Raw genomic sequence first — 15,071 nt, 5'->3', positions numbered from 1 at the left:
GGGGGTTAAAACAGGAAATACCGCTGCGCCATCGGCAGCACCTCGGCCGGCTCACACCACAGCAATACCCCGTCGGCCTTGACCTGGTAGGTCTGTGGGTCGACCTCAATGTCTGGCAGGTAATCGTTGTGGATCAAGTCGGTTTTCTGCACGTTGCGGCAACCCTTGACCACGGCGATCTGCTTTTTCAAACCCAGGGCTGCGGGCAGTCCGGCGTCCTGCGCCGCCTGGCTGATAAAGGTCAGGCTGGTGGCGTGCAGTGAGCTGCCGAAGCTGGCGAACATCGGGCGGTAATGCACCGGCTGTGGCGTCGGGATCGACGCGTTGGCATCGCCCATCAGGCTTGAAGCAATGGCGCCGCCCTTGAGGATCAGGGTCGGTTTGATGCCAAAAAATGCCGGGCGCCACAGCACCAGGTCGGCCCATTTACCCACCTCGATTGAACCGACGATATGGCTCACGCCGTGCGTGATCGCAGGGTTGATGGTGTACTTGGCGATGTAGCGCTTTGCGCGGAAATTGTCGTTGCCAGGGCCGTCGCCGGGTAGGGCGCCGCGCTGTTTTTTCATCTTGTCGGCGGTCTGCCAGGTGCGCGTAATCACCTCGCCCACGCGGCCCATGGCCTGGCTGTCGGAGCTGATCATCGAGAACGCGCCGAGGTCGTGCAGAATATCTTCGGCAGCGATGGTCTCGCGGCGGATGCGGCTTTCGGCGAAGGCTACGTCCTCGGCAATGCTCGGGTCCAGGTGATGGCAGACCATCAACATGTCGAGGTGTTCGTCGATGGTGTTGCGGGTGAACGGCCGCGTCGGGTTGGTCGAGCTGGGCAGCACGTTCGCAAAGCCGCAGGCCTTGATAATGTCTGGCGCATGGCCGCCACCAGCACCTTCGGTGTGGTAGGTGTGGATGGTGCGGCCCTTGAGGGCGGCGAGGGTGGTTTCGACGAAGCCCGATTCGTTGAGGGTGTCGCTGTGGATCGCCACCTGCACGTCGTATTCGTCGGCGACGCTGAGGCAGTTGTCGATGCTCGCCGGGGTAGTGCCCCAGTCTTCATGCAGCTTCAAACCGATAGCGCCGGCCTTGACCTGCTCGATCAACGGCTCCGGCAAGCTGGCGTTGCCCTTGCCGGTGAAACCGATGTTCATCGGGAACGAGTCGCTGGCCTGGAGCATGCGCGCCAGGTGCCACGGTCCGGAGGTGCAGGTGGTGGCGTTAGTGCCGGTTGCCGGGCCGGTGCCACCGCCGATCATGGTGGTGACGCCGCTAGTCAACGCTTCTTCGATTTGTTGCGGGCAGATGAAGTGCACGTGGCTGTCGATACCGCCGGCGGTGAGGATCATGCCTTCGCCGGCGATCACTTCGGTGCTGGCGCCGATGGCCATGGTCACGCCGGGCTGGATGTCTGGGTTGCCGGCCTTGCCGATGGCGTGGATGCGACCATTCTTGAGGCCGACGTCGGCTTTGACGATGCCCCAGTGGTCGATGATCAGTGCGTTAGTGATCAGGGTGTCGACTACTTCATGGGCAAGCAATTGGCTTTGGCCCTGGCCGTCGCGGATGACCTTGCCGCCGCCGAATTTGACTTCTTCTCCGTAGACGGTGAAATCCTGTTCGACTTCGACGAACAGCTCGGTATCGGCCAGGCGGACCTTGTCACCGACGGTGGGGCCGTACATGTCGGCGTAGGCTTGGCGGCTGATTTTCATGTGTTTGCCCTGAGAAATTTGTGTTGAATGTGAGACCGCTTTCGCGAGCAAGCCCGCTCCCACATTTGGAATGCGTTCACCTGTGGGAGCTGGCTTGCCTGCGATGAGGCCCTAAAGATCACCCATGATTCGGCCGGCAAACCCAAACACCCGCCTGCCCCCACTCAAATCCACCAACTCAACCTCCCGGCTCTGCCCCGGCTCAAACCGCACCGCCGTCCCCGCCGGGATATTCAAACGCATGCCTCGGCTCGCCGCACGATCAAACGTCAGCGCGTCATTGGTCTCGAAAAAATGATAATGCGAGCCCACCTGGATTGGCCGGTCGCCGCTGTTGGCCACGCTCAGGCTGATGGTGCGACGGCCCACATTGAGCTCGATGTCGCCAGGCTGGATCTGATATTCACCAGGAATCATGAGGGTTGCCCCAGGGTCTTGAAGTAAATGGCGGTCGGGGTGTAGCGCCCGTCCGGGCTTTGGCAGTAGTCAGGCAGCTCACCAATCTTGGTGTAGCGCAGCGACTGGTAGAAGGCTTCGGCGGGTGAGCCGGCTTCGGTGTCCAGGTACAGCAGGCCGCGTTTGTGCTGGCGTGCGGCGAGTTCCAGGGTATTCATCAATTGCTGGCCCAGGCCATGGCGGCGTGCGCGGGTGTGGACCAGCAGCTTTTGCACCTCGGCGCGGTTCAGGCCGTTGGCTTTCTGGCACAGCGCCAATTGCACGCTGGCGATCACCTGCTCATCGCGCACCACCACCCACAGCAACAGGCTGGTGTCTTCGATGCTCGCCTGCACGCCCGCCAAGTACGCGCGGGCCTGGGCCTCGTCGAAGTCGGCCATGAAGCCGACAGAGGCGCCGTGCTTGACCGCGTCCAGCAACAGCTCGATCAAGCCCACGCGGTAGTGGGCAAAACTTTCAGCATTGACTCGACGCAGTTGCGCGGTGTTCATCAACGTCACTCCTTGGGCGGTTCGGCGCCCGGGTTCAAGGTCAGTTGCATAAAGGTCAGGTCCAGCCAGCGGCCAAACTTGATGCCAACCTGCGGCATCTGCCCGGTGGTGATGAAACCTTGGCGTTCATGCAGGCGGATCGAGGCGTGGTTACCGCTTTCGATGGCCGCGACCATCACGTGTTTGCCACAGGTGCGTGCACGTTCGATCAAGGCTTCCATCAGGCGCGGTCCTACACCCTTGCCACGTTGGTCGCTGCGCACGTACACCGAGTGCTCGACGCTGTAGCGGAAGCCTTCGAAGGGGCGCCAATCGCCGAACGAGGCGTAGCCGGTGACTTCATCGTTTTCCACTGAGACCAGGATCGGATAACCCTGGGCATGCCGCGCGCTGAACCAGGCCTGGCGGTTGCCCAGGTCGACCGGCTGCTCGTTCCAGATCGCCGTGGTGTTGAGCACCGCGTCGTTGTAGATCGCCCGGATCGCCGGCAAGTCGTTTTGGGTTGCGTCACGAATCATCATCAAACCTCACGCAATCGGCTGGTGGACGGTGACCAGCTTGGTGCCGTCGGGGAAGGTGGCTTCCACTTGGATGTCCGGGATCATCTCCGGGATGCCTTCCATCACTTGCTCGCGGCTGAGCAGGGTGGTGCCGAAGTGCATCAGGTCGGCCACGGTGCGGCCATCGCGAGCGCCTTCCATCAGCGCGGCGGAGATGTAGGCGATGGTTTCCGGGTAATTAAGCTTCACGCCCCGCGCAAGGCGACGCTCGGCCACCAGGCCAGCGGTGAAGATCAGCAGTTTGTCTTTTTCCCGTGGGGTCAGGTCCATGGTTCAAGATCCTTCAAACAACATTCATAAAAACACTGGAGATCCAATGTGGGAGCGGGCTTGCTCGCGAACGCGGTGTATCAGGCGATACATCTGTTGCTGACCCACCGCATTCGCGAGCAAGCCCGCTCCCACATTTTGATCTTCATGTGCTCCAGATTCGGGGTGGTACCGCTTCTCGGCCCAGTACGGCAGGGCGTAGCAGTTTCCATAAAGCAATCAACCAAGCCCTCGCCAACAGCGCTTCACCTGCCAGACAACGGGCCACCAGCAAACCTGGCAATTGGCTCAGGTCGCCACGCACCGCATGGGGCAGGGCGCGGCATTGTTCGAGCAGCTCAGGGTCGATATCGCCGGTCAGCAGCAAGGTGGCAAACACCGGCTGTCCGTCCAGGCCGATGGGCGAGTCGAGCAAGCCATCGGCACCCACAATGCGCTGGCGTTCATGCCAGAGCAATTGGCCGTCGCGGCGGATATCCAAGTGGGATTGAAAGTGGCCCAGGTTAAAACGCTCGCCACTGGCGGGGCGGCCGAGGGCGATCACGTCCCAGTAGAACAGTCGCGCATCGCCTTGCAGCTCGATGCGTGTGCTGAGTTCGGCTTGGGCTGCGCTGAACACGATGGTCTCCTGGGGCAGCCATTCCAGCGTGGCGCCGGCTTCCACCTTGAGGTCCAGTTGCTGATACGCCGGGCCGCTGGCGCGGTACCACTTGGCCGCGCCGGGGCTGGTCAATTGGGCCCAGGCGCCGCAACCGACATGGGCGCGGATGTCCAGGCGATCACCACCGGCAATGCCGCCAGGCGGGTGCACGATGATGTGCTGGCACACCTCGGGGCCTTCGGCGTACAGGTGCTTTTGCACCCGCAGCGGGCCCAGGTGACGGCGCATCACCGGGCGTGTGGTGTCGCCGAAACGCGCGTAGCCGAGTTCCAGCTCGGCGTGCCAGCTGGGGGTGAACAGGGCAGGGGTAACGGGCAGGTTCATGGTTTGTGCTTATCGTTAGGACGCTACAGATTAGATCGTTACGAGGCCGCGTACACCTTCGCTTTCCATATTTTCTCCACGGCCCTGCTGCACGATCTCGCCACGTGACATCACCAGGTACTGGTCGGCCAGTTCGGCGGCAAAATCGTAGAACTGCTCCACCAGCAGGATCGCCATGTCGCCACGGGCGGCGAGCTTCTTGATCACCGCGCCGATCTCCTTGATCACCGAGGGCTGGATGCCTTCGGTGGGCTCATCGAGGATCAGCAAGCGTGGGCGGCTGGCCAGGGCGCGGCCAATCGCCAATTGTTGTTGCTGGCCGCCGGACAAGTCGCCGCCGCGCCGGTGTTTCATTTGCAGCAGCACCGGGAACAGTTCGTAGATGAATGCAGGCACTTCCTTAGCTTCGGAGCCGGGGAAGCGGGCCAGGCCCATCAGCAGGTTTTCTTCAACGGTGAGCCGCCCGAAAATCTCCCGGCCCTGGGGCACATAGGCAATACCGGCGTGCACCCGTTGGTGCGGCTTGTAACCGGTAATGGCCTTGCCCTCCCAATTCACCACACCTTCCTTGGAGGGCAGCAAGCCCATCAGGCATTTGAGCAGGGTGGTCTTACCCACGCCGTTACGGCCGAGCAGACAGGTGACTTCGCCGACCTTCACGTCAAAAGACAGCCCACGCAGGATGTGGCTACCGCCGTAGTACTGGTGCAGCTTGTCGACTTGCAGCATTTCCAAATTCTCCTCAATTCCCTTGTGGGAGCGGCGGTGCGACGATTCGACTTGCTCGCGAATGCGGTGTGTCAGTTCATACATCTGTTACTGACCGACCGCATTCGCGAGCAAGCCCGCTCCCACATAAAGCAAGTGCGTGTCTGGGTCAGCGACCAAGGTAAACCTCGATCACCCGCTCATTGTCCTGCACCTGCTCCAACGACCCTTCGGCCAGCACACTGCCCTGGTGCAACACGGTCACATGGTCGGCAATCGAGCCGACAAACCCCATGTCGTGCTCCACCACCATCAGCGAATGCTTGCCCGCCAGGCCCTTGAACAGTTCGGCGGTAAATTCGGTTTCGGCGTCGGTCATGCCTGCCACCGGTTCGTCCAGCAGCAACAGCTGTGGGTCTTGCATCAGCAGCATGCCGATTTCCAGGAACTGTTTTTGCCCGTGGGACAGCAGCCCGGCCGGGCGCTGCACCGAGGCCGTCAGGCGGATGGTGTCGAGTACCTCGTCGATACGGTCCTTCTGCTCGCCGCTCAGGCGTGCGCGCAGGCTGGCCAATACGGACTTGTCGGTCTTCTGCGCCAGCTCCAGGTTTTCGAACACGCTGAGGGCTTCGAACACCGTGGGTTTTTGGAACTTGCGACCAATGCCGGCCTGGGCGATCTGCACTTCACTCATGCTTGTGAGGTCGAGGCTTTCACCAAACCAGGCGCTGCCGTGGCTGGGCCGGGTCTTGCCGGTGATCACGTCCATCAGCGTGGTCTTGCCCGCGCCGTTGGGGCCGATGATGCAGCGCAGTTCGCCGACGCCGATGTACAGGTTCAGGTTGTTGAGCGCCTTGAAGCCGTCGAAGCTGACGCTGATGTCTTCCAGGGTCAGGATGGTGCCGTGGCGGGTATTGAGGCCCTTGCCCGCCGCCTGGCCAATACCGATGGCATCGCGGCCAGTACCTGCGTCGAAAATAGGTTCAAGCATGACGTTCCTCATTTCTTCAGCAGGCCGATAACGCCCTTGGGCAGGTACAGCGTGACGATGATGAACAGCGCCCCAAGGAAGAACAGCCAGTATTCCGGGAAGGCCACGGTGAACCAGCTCTTCATGCCATTGACTACGCCAGCGCCGAGCAGCGGGCCGATCAAGGTGCCGCGCCCGCCGAGCGCGACCCACACAGCCGCTTCGATCGAATTGGTCGGCGACATTTCGCTGGGGTTGATAATGCCCACCTGCGGCACATACAACGCCCCGGCCAAGCCGCACAACACTGCGCTCAACACCCACACGAACAGCTTGAAGCCGCGCGGGTCGTAACCGCAGAACATCAGGCGGTTTTCTGCATCGCGCAGCGCCGTCAGCACGCGGCCGAATTTGCTCTGGGCCAGACGCCAGCCGATGTACAAGCTCGCCACCAACAGTAATACCGTGGCCACGAACAGCACCGCCCTCGTGCCCGGCTCAGTGATGCCAAAGCCGAGGATGCTGCGAAAGTTAGTGAAGCCGTTATTGCCGCCAAAACCGGTCTCGTTGCGAAAAAACAACAACATCCCGGCAAACGTCAGGGCCTGGGTCATGATCGAGAAATACACGCCCTTGATTCGCGAGCGGAAAGCGAAGAAGCCGAACACTAACGCCAGCAATCCCGGCGCCAACACCACCAGGCACATCGCCCAGAGGAAGTGCTCGGTGCCCACCCAGTACCAGGGCAATTCGGTCCACGATAAAAAGGTCATGAACGCCGGCAACTCATCGCCCGAGGCCTGGCGCATCAGGTACATGCCCATCGCATAGCCGCCGAGGGCGAAGAACAAACCGTGGCCGAGGGACAACATCCCCGCATACCCCCACACCAGGTCCAACGCGAGGGCGACGATGGCGTAGCAGAGGATCTTGCCCACCAGCGTCAGCGTGTAGGCCGACACATGCAGCGGATTATCCGGCGACAACAACGAAAACAATGGCAGCACCAGCAGCAGGATCAGGATCACCGCGCCCACTGCAATCGTCACCTTGGGGCCGGCCTTTTGCGCGGCCGTCAGCATCAATGGTTGGTTCATCAGTCGATCACCCGTCCTTTCAGTGCGAAGAGTCCCTGCGGGCGTTTCTGGATAAACAGAATGATCAGCGCGAGGATCAGGATCTTGCCGAGCACGGCACCGATCTGCGGTTCGAGGATTTTGTTGGCGATGCCCAAGCCAAAGGCGGCCATGACGCTACCGGCCAGTTGGCCGACGCCGCCAAGCACCACGACCAGGAACGAGTCGATGATGTAGCTCTGGCCCAGGTCTGGGCCGACGTTGCCGATTTGGCTCAGCGCCACGCCGCCTAAACCGGCGATGCCGGAACCGAGGCCAAACGCGAGCATGTCCACACGCCCGGTGGGCACGCCGCAGCAGGCCGCCATGTTGCGGTTTTGGGTGACGGCGCGCACGTTGAGTCCCAAGCGCGTCTTGTTCAGCAGCAGCCAGGTGAGCACCACCACGCACAGCGCGAAGGCGATGATCACGATGCGGTTGTATGGCAGCACCAGGTTGGGCAGCACTTGAATGCCGCCAGACAACCACGCTGGGTTGGACACTTCGACGTTCTGCGCGCCGAACACCAGGCGCACCAGCTGGATCAGCATCAAGCTGATGCCCCAGGTGGCGAGCAGGGTCTCCAGCGGTCGGCCATACAAGTGGCGGATCACCGTACGTTCCAACGCCATGCCGATGGCGGCGGTGACAAAAAACGCCACCGGCAGCGCGACCAGCGGGTAGAGCTCGATGGCCAGCGGCACATAACGCTGCATCAATAACTGCACCACGTAAGTGGAGTACGCGCCGAGCATCAGCATCTCCCCATGGGCCATGTTGATCACGCCGAGCAGGCCAAAGGTGATCGCCAGGCCCAACGCCGCCAGCAGCAGGATAGAACCCAGGGACATGCCGCTGAAGGCTTGGCCGAGGATTTCACCCAGCATCAGTTTACGTTTTACCTGGGCCAGGCTGGTTTCGGCGGCGGTGTGCACGGCAGCGTCTGATTCGACGCCGGGGGCGAGCAGCGCTTCGAGGCGTGTGCGGGCCAATGGGTCGCCGGTACTGCCCAGCAAGCGCACGGCGGCGAGGCGCACCGCCGGGTCGGGGTCCACCAATTGCAGGTTTGCCAAGGCCAGGCTTAGGGCGGTGTGTACGTCCTCGTTGGTCTCACTGGCAACCTGTTGGTCGAGGAATTTGAGCTGCGCAGGTTGTGCGCTTTTTTGCAGGGTTTGCGCTGCGGCCAGGCGTACCTTGGGGTCGGCGGCGAGCAGTTGTTGGCTGGCCTGGACGTTGTCGATCAGGCTGCGCAGGCGGTTGTTCAGGCGCACGGTCTTGGTCTCACCGTTGACCGTGAGCTGACCTTGTTGCAGGGCGTCTACCAACTCGATGCGTGCAGGATCTGGCTGGGCGGCCCAGTCTTGCAGCAGCTTGGCTTGTTGGCTCGGGTTGGCGGCCAGGAAGTCTTCGGCGTCGCTGGCGTGTGCGGCCAAGGGCAGCAACAGCAAGGCCGTGAGGATGAAACGGTACAGGGCAGTGGGCATAACAAAGTGTCCTGATCATGCGCGGACTGGCTTTATGTGGGAGCGGGCTTGCTCGCGAATGCGGTGGCTCAGTGACAGATGCATTGGCTGACACACTGCATTCGCGAGCAAGCCCGCTCCCACATTTTTTAAACCGGGTCGGGCTTAGTTGCTCTTGACGGCGTAATCCGGCTTCTTGTCATTGCCCGGAATGTACGGGCTCCACGGCTGTGCACGGATCGGCTCGTCTGTCTGCCACACCACCGAGAACTGCCCGTCGGCCTGGATCTCGCCAATCATCACCGGCTTGTGCAGGTGGTGGTTGGTCTTGTCCATGGTCAAGGTAAAGCCTGACGGCGCAGCGAAGGTCTGCCCGGCCAGCGCTTCACGCACTTTGTCGACGTCAGTGGACTTGGCTTTCTCCGCCGCCTGCGCCCACATATGGATGCCCACATAGGTGGCTTCCATCGGGTCGTTGGTCACGGCTTTGTCGGCGCCCGGCAGGTTGTGTTTCTTGGCGTAGGCTTTCCAGTCGGCGACGAATTTCTTGTTCACCGGGTTCTCTACCGACTGGAAGTAGTTCCAGGCGGCGAGGTTGCCTACCAGCGGCTTGGTGTCGATGCCACGCAGCTCTTCTTCACCCACCGAGAACGCCACCACCGGCACGTCGGTGGCCTTCAAGCCTTGGTTGGCCAGCTCTTTGTAGAACGGTACGTTGGAGTCTCCGTTCACAGTGGAGATCACGGCTGTCTTGCCGCCGGCCGAGAACTTTTTGATGTTGGCCACGATGGTCTGGTAGTCGGCATGGCCGAACGGGGTGTAGACCTCTTCGATGTCTTTATCGGCTACGCCCTTGGAGTGCAGGAACGAACGCAGGATCTTGTTGGTGGTGCGCGGGTACACGTAGTCGGTGCCCAACAGGAAGAAACGCTTGGCTGCACCGCCTTCTTCGCTCATCAGGTATTCAACGGCAGGGATCGCCTGCTGGTTCGGCGCTGCACCGGTATAGAACACGTTCGGCGACATCTCTTCACCTTCGTATTGCACCGGGTAGAACAGCAGGCCGTTGAGTTCTTCGAACACGGGAAGCACGGATTTGCGCGACACCGATGTCCAGCAACCGAACACCACGGCGACCTTGTCCTGGGTCAGCAACTGGCGGCCTTTTTCGGCGAACAGCGGCCAGTTCGAGGCAGGGTCGACCACCACTGGTTCAAGCATCTTGCCGTTCACCCCGCCCTTGGCGTTGATCTCGTCGATGGTCATCAGCGCCATGTCTTTGAGCGACGTTTCGGAGATGGCCATGGTGCCCGACAGCGAGTGCAGGATGCCGACCTTGATGGTCTCGGCGGCCTGGATCGACCAGGTCATGCCCATGGCGGCAATGGATGCCGAAAGAGTGAAAGCCTTGATCAAGCTGCGACGCTTCATGGTGCGATCTCCGTGACCGATTTTTCTTGGATGGCTGTTACAGAGGAGATAGCAAAGGCTGTGCCGAAGTTGTCAAAGCCTGGCAGGTGAGGGGCAGAGAGGGGCGGGAAGGACCATGGTGCGCACCATTGTGGAGCCTGTTGAACGCTCGTGTGCATGGCGATGGGCTGTTGTGGTGCCTGCTGGCGTTGTGTAGCGCACGCCAGCAGCCCCACGAACAACCGGACTACTTATCTACCGATTTAACGTCGCGCCCGTGCCGAGAATGAAGCGCCAGGACATTGTGTCCTGGCATCATCTCAAGGAGTGGTCATGGCTATCAGATTGTCACGCGAAGAGCGGGCAGCCAGCTCGAACCGTGGGGCTGCAAAGTTGCCCACGCTAAGCCCGGCGTTTATCAAGGAAACCGATGCGGCCTACTGGGCGCATATGCACATCGGCGAACGCCGTGATGTGGAGTACGGCGGGGTGATCGTGCGCGATTCAGCCGGCCTGTATTTCGCGAGTTACCCGTTCCAAGGTGGGACCATGCAGTTTGATCTGCGCGATATATTGGCGTTGGGAGACGATGGCCTCTTTCTACAGCCGCCGGGCTATACCTGTGTGGCCAGTTACCACTCCCATCCTGCTCAACATGCGCATATCAGCAGTCGAAACCCCAGTTTCGATGAGCGCATGACCAAGGCATTTCTTGGGTTTTTCTCCGGTACGGACTTTTACTCGGATGTGTATGAGCGCAATTTTTTTCCCTCTGCTTATTTGTCCGGCCCGGACGGTTCCCTGATTCGTCACACCCCCAGCGGTTCGCCGGCGGAATTCAGTTTTGCATTGTGGGTGCAGGCCGGTAAACCAGCCAACAACCCTGTCGGGGTTTATGGTCCTTTTGATGAATTCATCAAGAAGGTTTCCAGCTTCGGTTCGCTGAGCTTTATCGTGTCAACCGAGTGGTGGGGCGGCTCCGTCGGGCGCGTACCGGCGGATTGGGTGGTGTTCGAACCCTTTACCTCCTCCGACGTCACCGAGCAGCCGTTGTGTTCAAGTGTCTTTGATCAGGCGAAGCTGGCGGTGATGAGGGCGCTACCTTCGCCGGCGCCAGAGGCTCAGGTGGGTTTTGTGCTCAAGCACCTCACCCAGGAACGCTACGTGGCTACCGTGGCAGCCCCCAGGCATGCGCCGTTGTTTGCGCTGGATGCCGTGTTCCCAAAAGGCCCTGACGGTACACCGCAAATGCCGATCGACTATCGCCTGGAAGCCATTTACTTCAGCGACTGGTATGCCCAAGAGGAGGTGTCGGCCCGGGAAGACTGGCTCGCCAGTGTGTTTTTCTCCCCGGCACAGGTGGTCGCGGCGATTCAACAGGGGCAAAGCACTGAGAAGTTGCACGCTCCCAGCCGCGGGCTGGACCTGTACATGCGAGCCTTGGACCACACCCTACTTCAACTCAAGGTTCCTTCGGCGGCGTTGTCTACCGAGTTGTTCAAGCGCGGGAGTGACGGCACGATCAATGACAACGGCGCCCAGGCGGCGCTGACCGCAGGCACCTTGAGCCCACGCAACTATGTGCGCAGGGTGATCGACGCCACGCCGCTGTGGGTGGTGCAGTCCGGAGGGCTGTGGCATGAAGTGGGCAGGGTGGACAATCGCTCGGCGTTGTTGAGCCCACTTTACTCGGCCACACTGAGTCACTCGTTTTTCTCCGCCCGTGATGCGGCGGTGTATGCCCATGAGCAAGTCGGTCATCAACGCAGCTTCTACTACGGAGGCTATGTACTAAAGGGCACGGATGGCCGTTTTGTGATCACCCAACCGCTGGAAAGTGTGGTGCATCCTTTTGCGTCCACGCTGTTTTTCCCAGTGAACGAACCCGGCCCGCTGATTCCGCCAGAGCCTTACGAATTGCATGCTCGCTACGGCTCCCACACGGCGCTGTCGATGGTCGACCCCGAGTGGGTCAAACAGCGGGGCTGGTCACGGGACGAAGCCTTGATTAACTTGCAGGTGTTTTCCACCGATGAGATGTACTCGATCATTCAGGATCGACGGGTGGCGTACGTGTCCGGGGCTGAGGACTGCCTGTTGGAGTACACGCCGAATCAGTCGCCTGAAGAAGCGTTGCTGCTGGCCAATATCGCGCCTGGTGCCGGGGAGAACAGCCTGGGGCGGCGCCTCGATCGCGGCGAGATCCGGCCGGGCGATTGGGTGCGGCGCCTGGCCGTGGCTGGGGAGTTCAAGATCGTTCAGGGCAATGCATTGTGGGGTCCACGCTCGGTGGTCTACAGCGATTGGTCGCCCAATTTTACCTATGCTCCACCATCCGGCCCGCCTGATTACATAACCTATGGCGGTATCTTTACCAGCGCCGATGAAGCGGCTCGAGACCTGCAAGCGCGCGTGCAGGGGCGTCGGTTGCCGCAAGAGGCGTGCTTTGCCTTTGTGCTCAAGCATGAAAGCCGGCCACAGTTCATCGCCACCGAAGTGGTTGGCGCGCGCACTGTAGAACATCTGTTCAAACTGAACCGTCTGTTTCCCCGTGTACACCGGCGGGACCTCTACCAACTGCCCGAGGGGTTTAGGCTGCATTCCTTATTCCGCTCGCAGCAATGGTCGCCTCACTGGCTGTCCGGCGCCTCTGGCTGGTTAACACAACATTTCGTCATGCCCGACGTATTGATGGCCGCGCTCACTCGCGCCCTGGAGGATGAAAATGCACGCATGGCGATTTACTTTTCCACACTTGACGGCGCGCTGTTACGGTACAGACCCTCACCTATAAACCTGGAAAAGGGTGGCGAGGCCGACCGGTTACTGGGGGAGGCAAAAACCCAACTGGCTTCCGGTGCGAAGACACCGCAGGCGTTTATCCAGGACTGGGCGGCCAGGGGCGACCTGCATGTGGTGCGTGTCAGCCTTTACTGGGACAAGGTCGGGCTGGTCGGTACTGAGTGGAACGGCTATGAGCACATTGCGCCGCGCCGTTTGACCCCGTGTTTCGCGTTTGCCGATGATGCCGTGCGCCACGCCCAGACATTGGTCGGTAATGGGCACAAACGCACGTATGGCGGCGTCGTCCTGCAGTTGGTCAATGGGCTGTTTGTAGCGACAGAGCCCCTGCTGATTCCTTCTCAGGGCGCGACACTGAGTTGGGTCTACCCCGATGCTACGATTGCTACCGGGCTTTACCCTGGCGGCAGTACCCTCGTTGCCAACTACCGGTCTTTGCCGGAGCGAGAGGTGCCCATACTGCTGTCGCCGACGCAAAAGGCCGTTTACCAAAGCATGATGCCCACTGAGGTACTGGCTCATCTACTGCGCCAGACCACTAAGATCAAACGTCAATACGTATTCGGCCCCACCGGTTCGATACTCAGCTATCAGTTGTCAGACACTATTGATGAGGCGCAGCTCAAAAAAAGCCTGAATCTGAATGGCCGCTACACCGGCGACTTCGTTGACAATTTCGCCGAACAGAAAATGCGTACCCAAGCCCTGCTGCCTCAGGACTTCGTCGAGAGTGTGGTCCGCGCCGGCGAGTTGCGCGTGGTGCAGGGCGATACCTTGTGGGGTAGCCCCAGGCTATTAAGATCCAGGTTTGCACTGAATCAATATCAGGCCAAGCCATGGGAGGTTATCTCGGCAGTTGCTGATGCGCCGTGCGGTCCGATTTTTACCCGTGCCTTGGATGCTGTGCGGCATATTCAGCGCCATTGGCAGCCACAGGCGCGTGTTGCTATCGGTTATGTACTCAAGGCCTTCGGGCGGGAGTTTTACATGGCAACCCAGCCCCTGCTCAGAGATAGCTATGAGAATTTGAGGGCGATTTTCCTCGAAGGAAAAGTACCTCAGGGTTATTCGATTACTGGCGTGTATTTGTGTGCGTCGACCGAAACGATCGCGACGGCTGACGATGCAATGGCCCAGCATTTTTTCGCACCAGCGAGGATTGCCCAAGCGCTGCAGTTCATGACCACGCCTCGCAACGGGAACACGTTGCCGTTGTACCTGCTATGTGCTGACGGCGCACTGCTTTGGTATACGGTGCCCAAGACGGCGTCCGTGTCGGAACGCCTGAGCAAGGTGAGTCAGGACGCCACGCAACTGCGAGATGGCACGCTGACGGTGCGTGACTATGTCGTCAAGTTGGCTGAACTGGGTGAGTTGCAAGTCAGGCTCACCAGTGAAATATGGGGGCGCAAGGAGCGCGTCACTACGCAGTGGCAGCCCAAGCGGGTGGCCCACACGTTTACCAGCGATCCCTATTTCCATTCGTTCTGCGGGCCGCTGTTTTTCTTTGCCGACGACGCCGCGCGTTATGCCCAGCAGTTGATCGCACCGTTTCAGGCCAAGACGTATCTGGGGGCCTTGCTGGTGCCCCCGCGCCTATCGGGGTTTGTTGCGATTGAGCCGGTGGAAGATCGGCCCGGGCTTGGCAACAGTTCGCTGGAGTGGTTCTTCTGGCCTGGGCATGCCGGGTTCGACGTACCGGCGAGTCACGACCTGCATGACTACAAAATTGCTGCGGTGCATGCGTTCTTCAAATCAATCCCGTACACCAGCAGTCTCAAACCACTGGACATCAGCCTGCTACCCAATTTTGTCTCCACGCAGGATCTGAACAACTACCTGTCGGTGGTCATCAGCAATCTCCCTGATGCCCAATGCATCTACCTGTCTTGCCGGGGGGGTGGCCTGCTCAAGTACGTACCCGCAGTGTCGAGCGCGGAGTCGACACTGCTTAGCGCTCGGCCGGAGCCTGCGCCCAGTGCATTGGTCAGTCATCTGTGCCGTGTGGGCAGCTTGTCGGTATTGATCACTGACACGTTCTGGAAAAGGCGAGGGGTGCTGGGGGTCGAATGGGCAACGGTCAGTGGGGAGGTCGGCGAGCCCTGGTATGGGCGTGCAAAAGACGAACTCTAATC

The 15,071-nt window shown here is 60.5% G+C and carries 12 protein-coding genes; 1 reads left to right on the top strand and 11 read right to left on the bottom strand.

What is annotated here, in order from left to right; genetic code table 11:
* Positions 1-5: 5 nt before the first annotated feature.
* The 11 genes from ureC to urtA all read right to left on the bottom strand — a co-directional run bounded on the left by ureC (position 6) and on the right by urtA (position 10,155).
* Positions 6-1,706: an urease subunit alpha gene (ureC, locus tag HF257_RS04105; protein ID WP_185705170.1), complete on the bottom strand. Its 1,701-nt coding sequence runs from the start codon at positions 1,704-1,706 to the stop codon at positions 6-8.
* Positions 1,707-1,817: 111 nt separating this feature from the next.
* Positions 1,818-2,123 (bottom strand): urease subunit beta, encoded by a 306-nt coding sequence (locus HF257_RS04100; RefSeq protein WP_185705172.1) that lies wholly within the window; start codon positions 2,121-2,123, stop codon positions 1,818-1,820.
* Positions 2,120-2,653, bottom strand: a complete 534-nt coding sequence (locus HF257_RS04095) for a GNAT family N-acetyltransferase (protein WP_185705173.1) — start codon at positions 2,651-2,653, stop codon at positions 2,120-2,122. Before HF257_RS04095 ends, HF257_RS04100 begins: the two co-directional genes overlap by 4 nt.
* A gap of 5 nt (positions 2,654-2,658) precedes the next feature.
* Positions 2,659-3,171, bottom strand: coding sequence for a GNAT family N-acetyltransferase (locus HF257_RS04090; RefSeq protein ID WP_269835748.1), 513 nt, complete (start codon positions 3,169-3,171; stop codon positions 2,659-2,661).
* Positions 3,172-3,180: 9 nt separating this feature from the next.
* A complete protein-coding gene (locus HF257_RS04085) occupies positions 3,181-3,483 on the bottom strand; it encodes an urease subunit gamma (protein WP_010213535.1) in 303 nt (100 codons plus the stop codon).
* Positions 3,484-3,628: 145 nt separating this feature from the next.
* Positions 3,629-4,468: an urease accessory protein UreD gene (locus tag HF257_RS04080; RefSeq protein WP_185705177.1), complete on the bottom strand. Its 840-nt coding sequence runs from the start codon at positions 4,466-4,468 to the stop codon at positions 3,629-3,631.
* Between the two features lie 30 nt (positions 4,469-4,498).
* Positions 4,499-5,197 carry an urea ABC transporter ATP-binding subunit UrtE gene (urtE, locus tag HF257_RS04075; RefSeq protein WP_185705179.1) on the bottom strand — a complete coding sequence of 233 codons (699 nt, stop codon included), beginning with the start codon at positions 5,195-5,197 and terminating at the stop codon, positions 4,499-4,501.
* Positions 5,198-5,345: 148 nt separating this feature from the next.
* Positions 5,346-6,179 (bottom strand): urea ABC transporter ATP-binding protein UrtD, encoded by an 834-nt coding sequence (gene urtD, locus HF257_RS04070; RefSeq protein ID WP_185705181.1) that lies wholly within the window; start codon positions 6,177-6,179, stop codon positions 5,346-5,348.
* Positions 6,176-7,243: an urea ABC transporter permease subunit UrtC gene (gene urtC / locus HF257_RS04065; RefSeq protein ID WP_185705183.1), complete on the bottom strand. Its 1,068-nt coding sequence runs from the start codon at positions 7,241-7,243 to the stop codon at positions 6,176-6,178. Before urtC ends, urtD begins: the two co-directional genes overlap by 4 nt.
* Positions 7,243-8,745 (bottom strand): urea ABC transporter permease subunit UrtB, encoded by a 1,503-nt coding sequence (gene urtB, locus HF257_RS04060; protein ID WP_185705185.1) that lies wholly within the window; start codon positions 8,743-8,745, stop codon positions 7,243-7,245. The genes urtC and urtB overlap by 1 nt, the downstream gene beginning before the upstream one ends.
* 144 nt (positions 8,746-8,889) lie before the next feature.
* Positions 8,890-10,155, bottom strand: a complete 1,266-nt coding sequence (gene urtA, locus HF257_RS04055; protein WP_185705187.1) for an urea ABC transporter substrate-binding protein — start codon at positions 10,153-10,155, stop codon at positions 8,890-8,892.
* A gap of 312 nt (positions 10,156-10,467) precedes the next feature.
* On the opposite strand from urtA, the gene HF257_RS04050 reads away from it, so the two are divergent.
* Positions 10,468-15,069 (top strand): DUF4329 domain-containing protein, encoded by a 4,602-nt coding sequence (locus HF257_RS04050; protein WP_185705190.1) that lies wholly within the window; start codon positions 10,468-10,470, stop codon positions 15,067-15,069.
* Positions 15,070-15,071: the final 2 nt, after the last annotated feature.

Source organism: Pseudomonas cremoris (genome assembly GCF_014230465.1).
The sequence above is the reverse complement of the archived record's forward strand: the minus strand, read 5'-3'. Positions and strand labels throughout refer to the sequence as shown.

What these genes read in the sequence shown, in the direction of transcription:
- ureC (WP_185705170.1), bottom strand. Translation starts at nt 1,706, where the DNA reads ATGAAAATCAGCCGCCAAGCCTACGCCGACATGTACGGCCCCACCGTC.
- HF257_RS04100 (WP_185705172.1), bottom strand. Translation starts at nt 2,123, where the DNA reads ATGATTCCTGGTGAATATCAGATCCAGCCTGGCGACATCGAGCTCAAT.
- HF257_RS04095 (WP_185705173.1), bottom strand. Translation starts at nt 2,653, where the DNA reads ATGAACACCGCGCAACTGCGTCGAGTCAATGCTGAAAGTTTTGCCCAC.
- HF257_RS04090 (WP_269835748.1), bottom strand. Translation starts at nt 3,171, where the DNA reads ATGATTCGTGACGCAACCCAAAACGACTTGCCGGCGATCCGGGCGATC.
- HF257_RS04085 (WP_010213535.1), bottom strand. Translation starts at nt 3,483, where the DNA reads ATGGACCTGACCCCACGGGAAAAAGACAAACTGCTGATCTTCACCGCT.
- HF257_RS04080 (WP_185705177.1), bottom strand. Translation starts at nt 4,468, where the DNA reads ATGAACCTGCCCGTTACCCCTGCCCTGTTCACCCCCAGCTGGCACGCC.
- urtE (WP_185705179.1), bottom strand. Translation starts at nt 5,197, where the DNA reads ATGCTGCAAGTCGACAAGCTGCACCAGTACTACGGCGGTAGCCACATC.
- urtD (WP_185705181.1), bottom strand. Translation starts at nt 6,179, where the DNA reads ATGAGGAACGTCATGCTTGAACCTATTTTCGACGCAGGTACTGGCCGC.
- urtC (WP_185705183.1), bottom strand. Translation starts at nt 7,243, where the DNA reads ATGAACCAACCATTGATGCTGACGGCCGCGCAAAAGGCCGGCCCCAAG.
- urtB (WP_185705185.1), bottom strand. Translation starts at nt 8,745, where the DNA reads ATGCCCACTGCCCTGTACCGTTTCATCCTCACGGCCTTGCTGTTGCTG.
- urtA (WP_185705187.1), bottom strand. Translation starts at nt 10,155, where the DNA reads ATGAAGCGTCGCAGCTTGATCAAGGCTTTCACTCTTTCGGCATCCATT.
- HF257_RS04050 (WP_185705190.1), top strand. Translation starts at nt 10,468, where the DNA reads ATGGCTATCAGATTGTCACGCGAAGAGCGGGCAGCCAGCTCGAACCGT.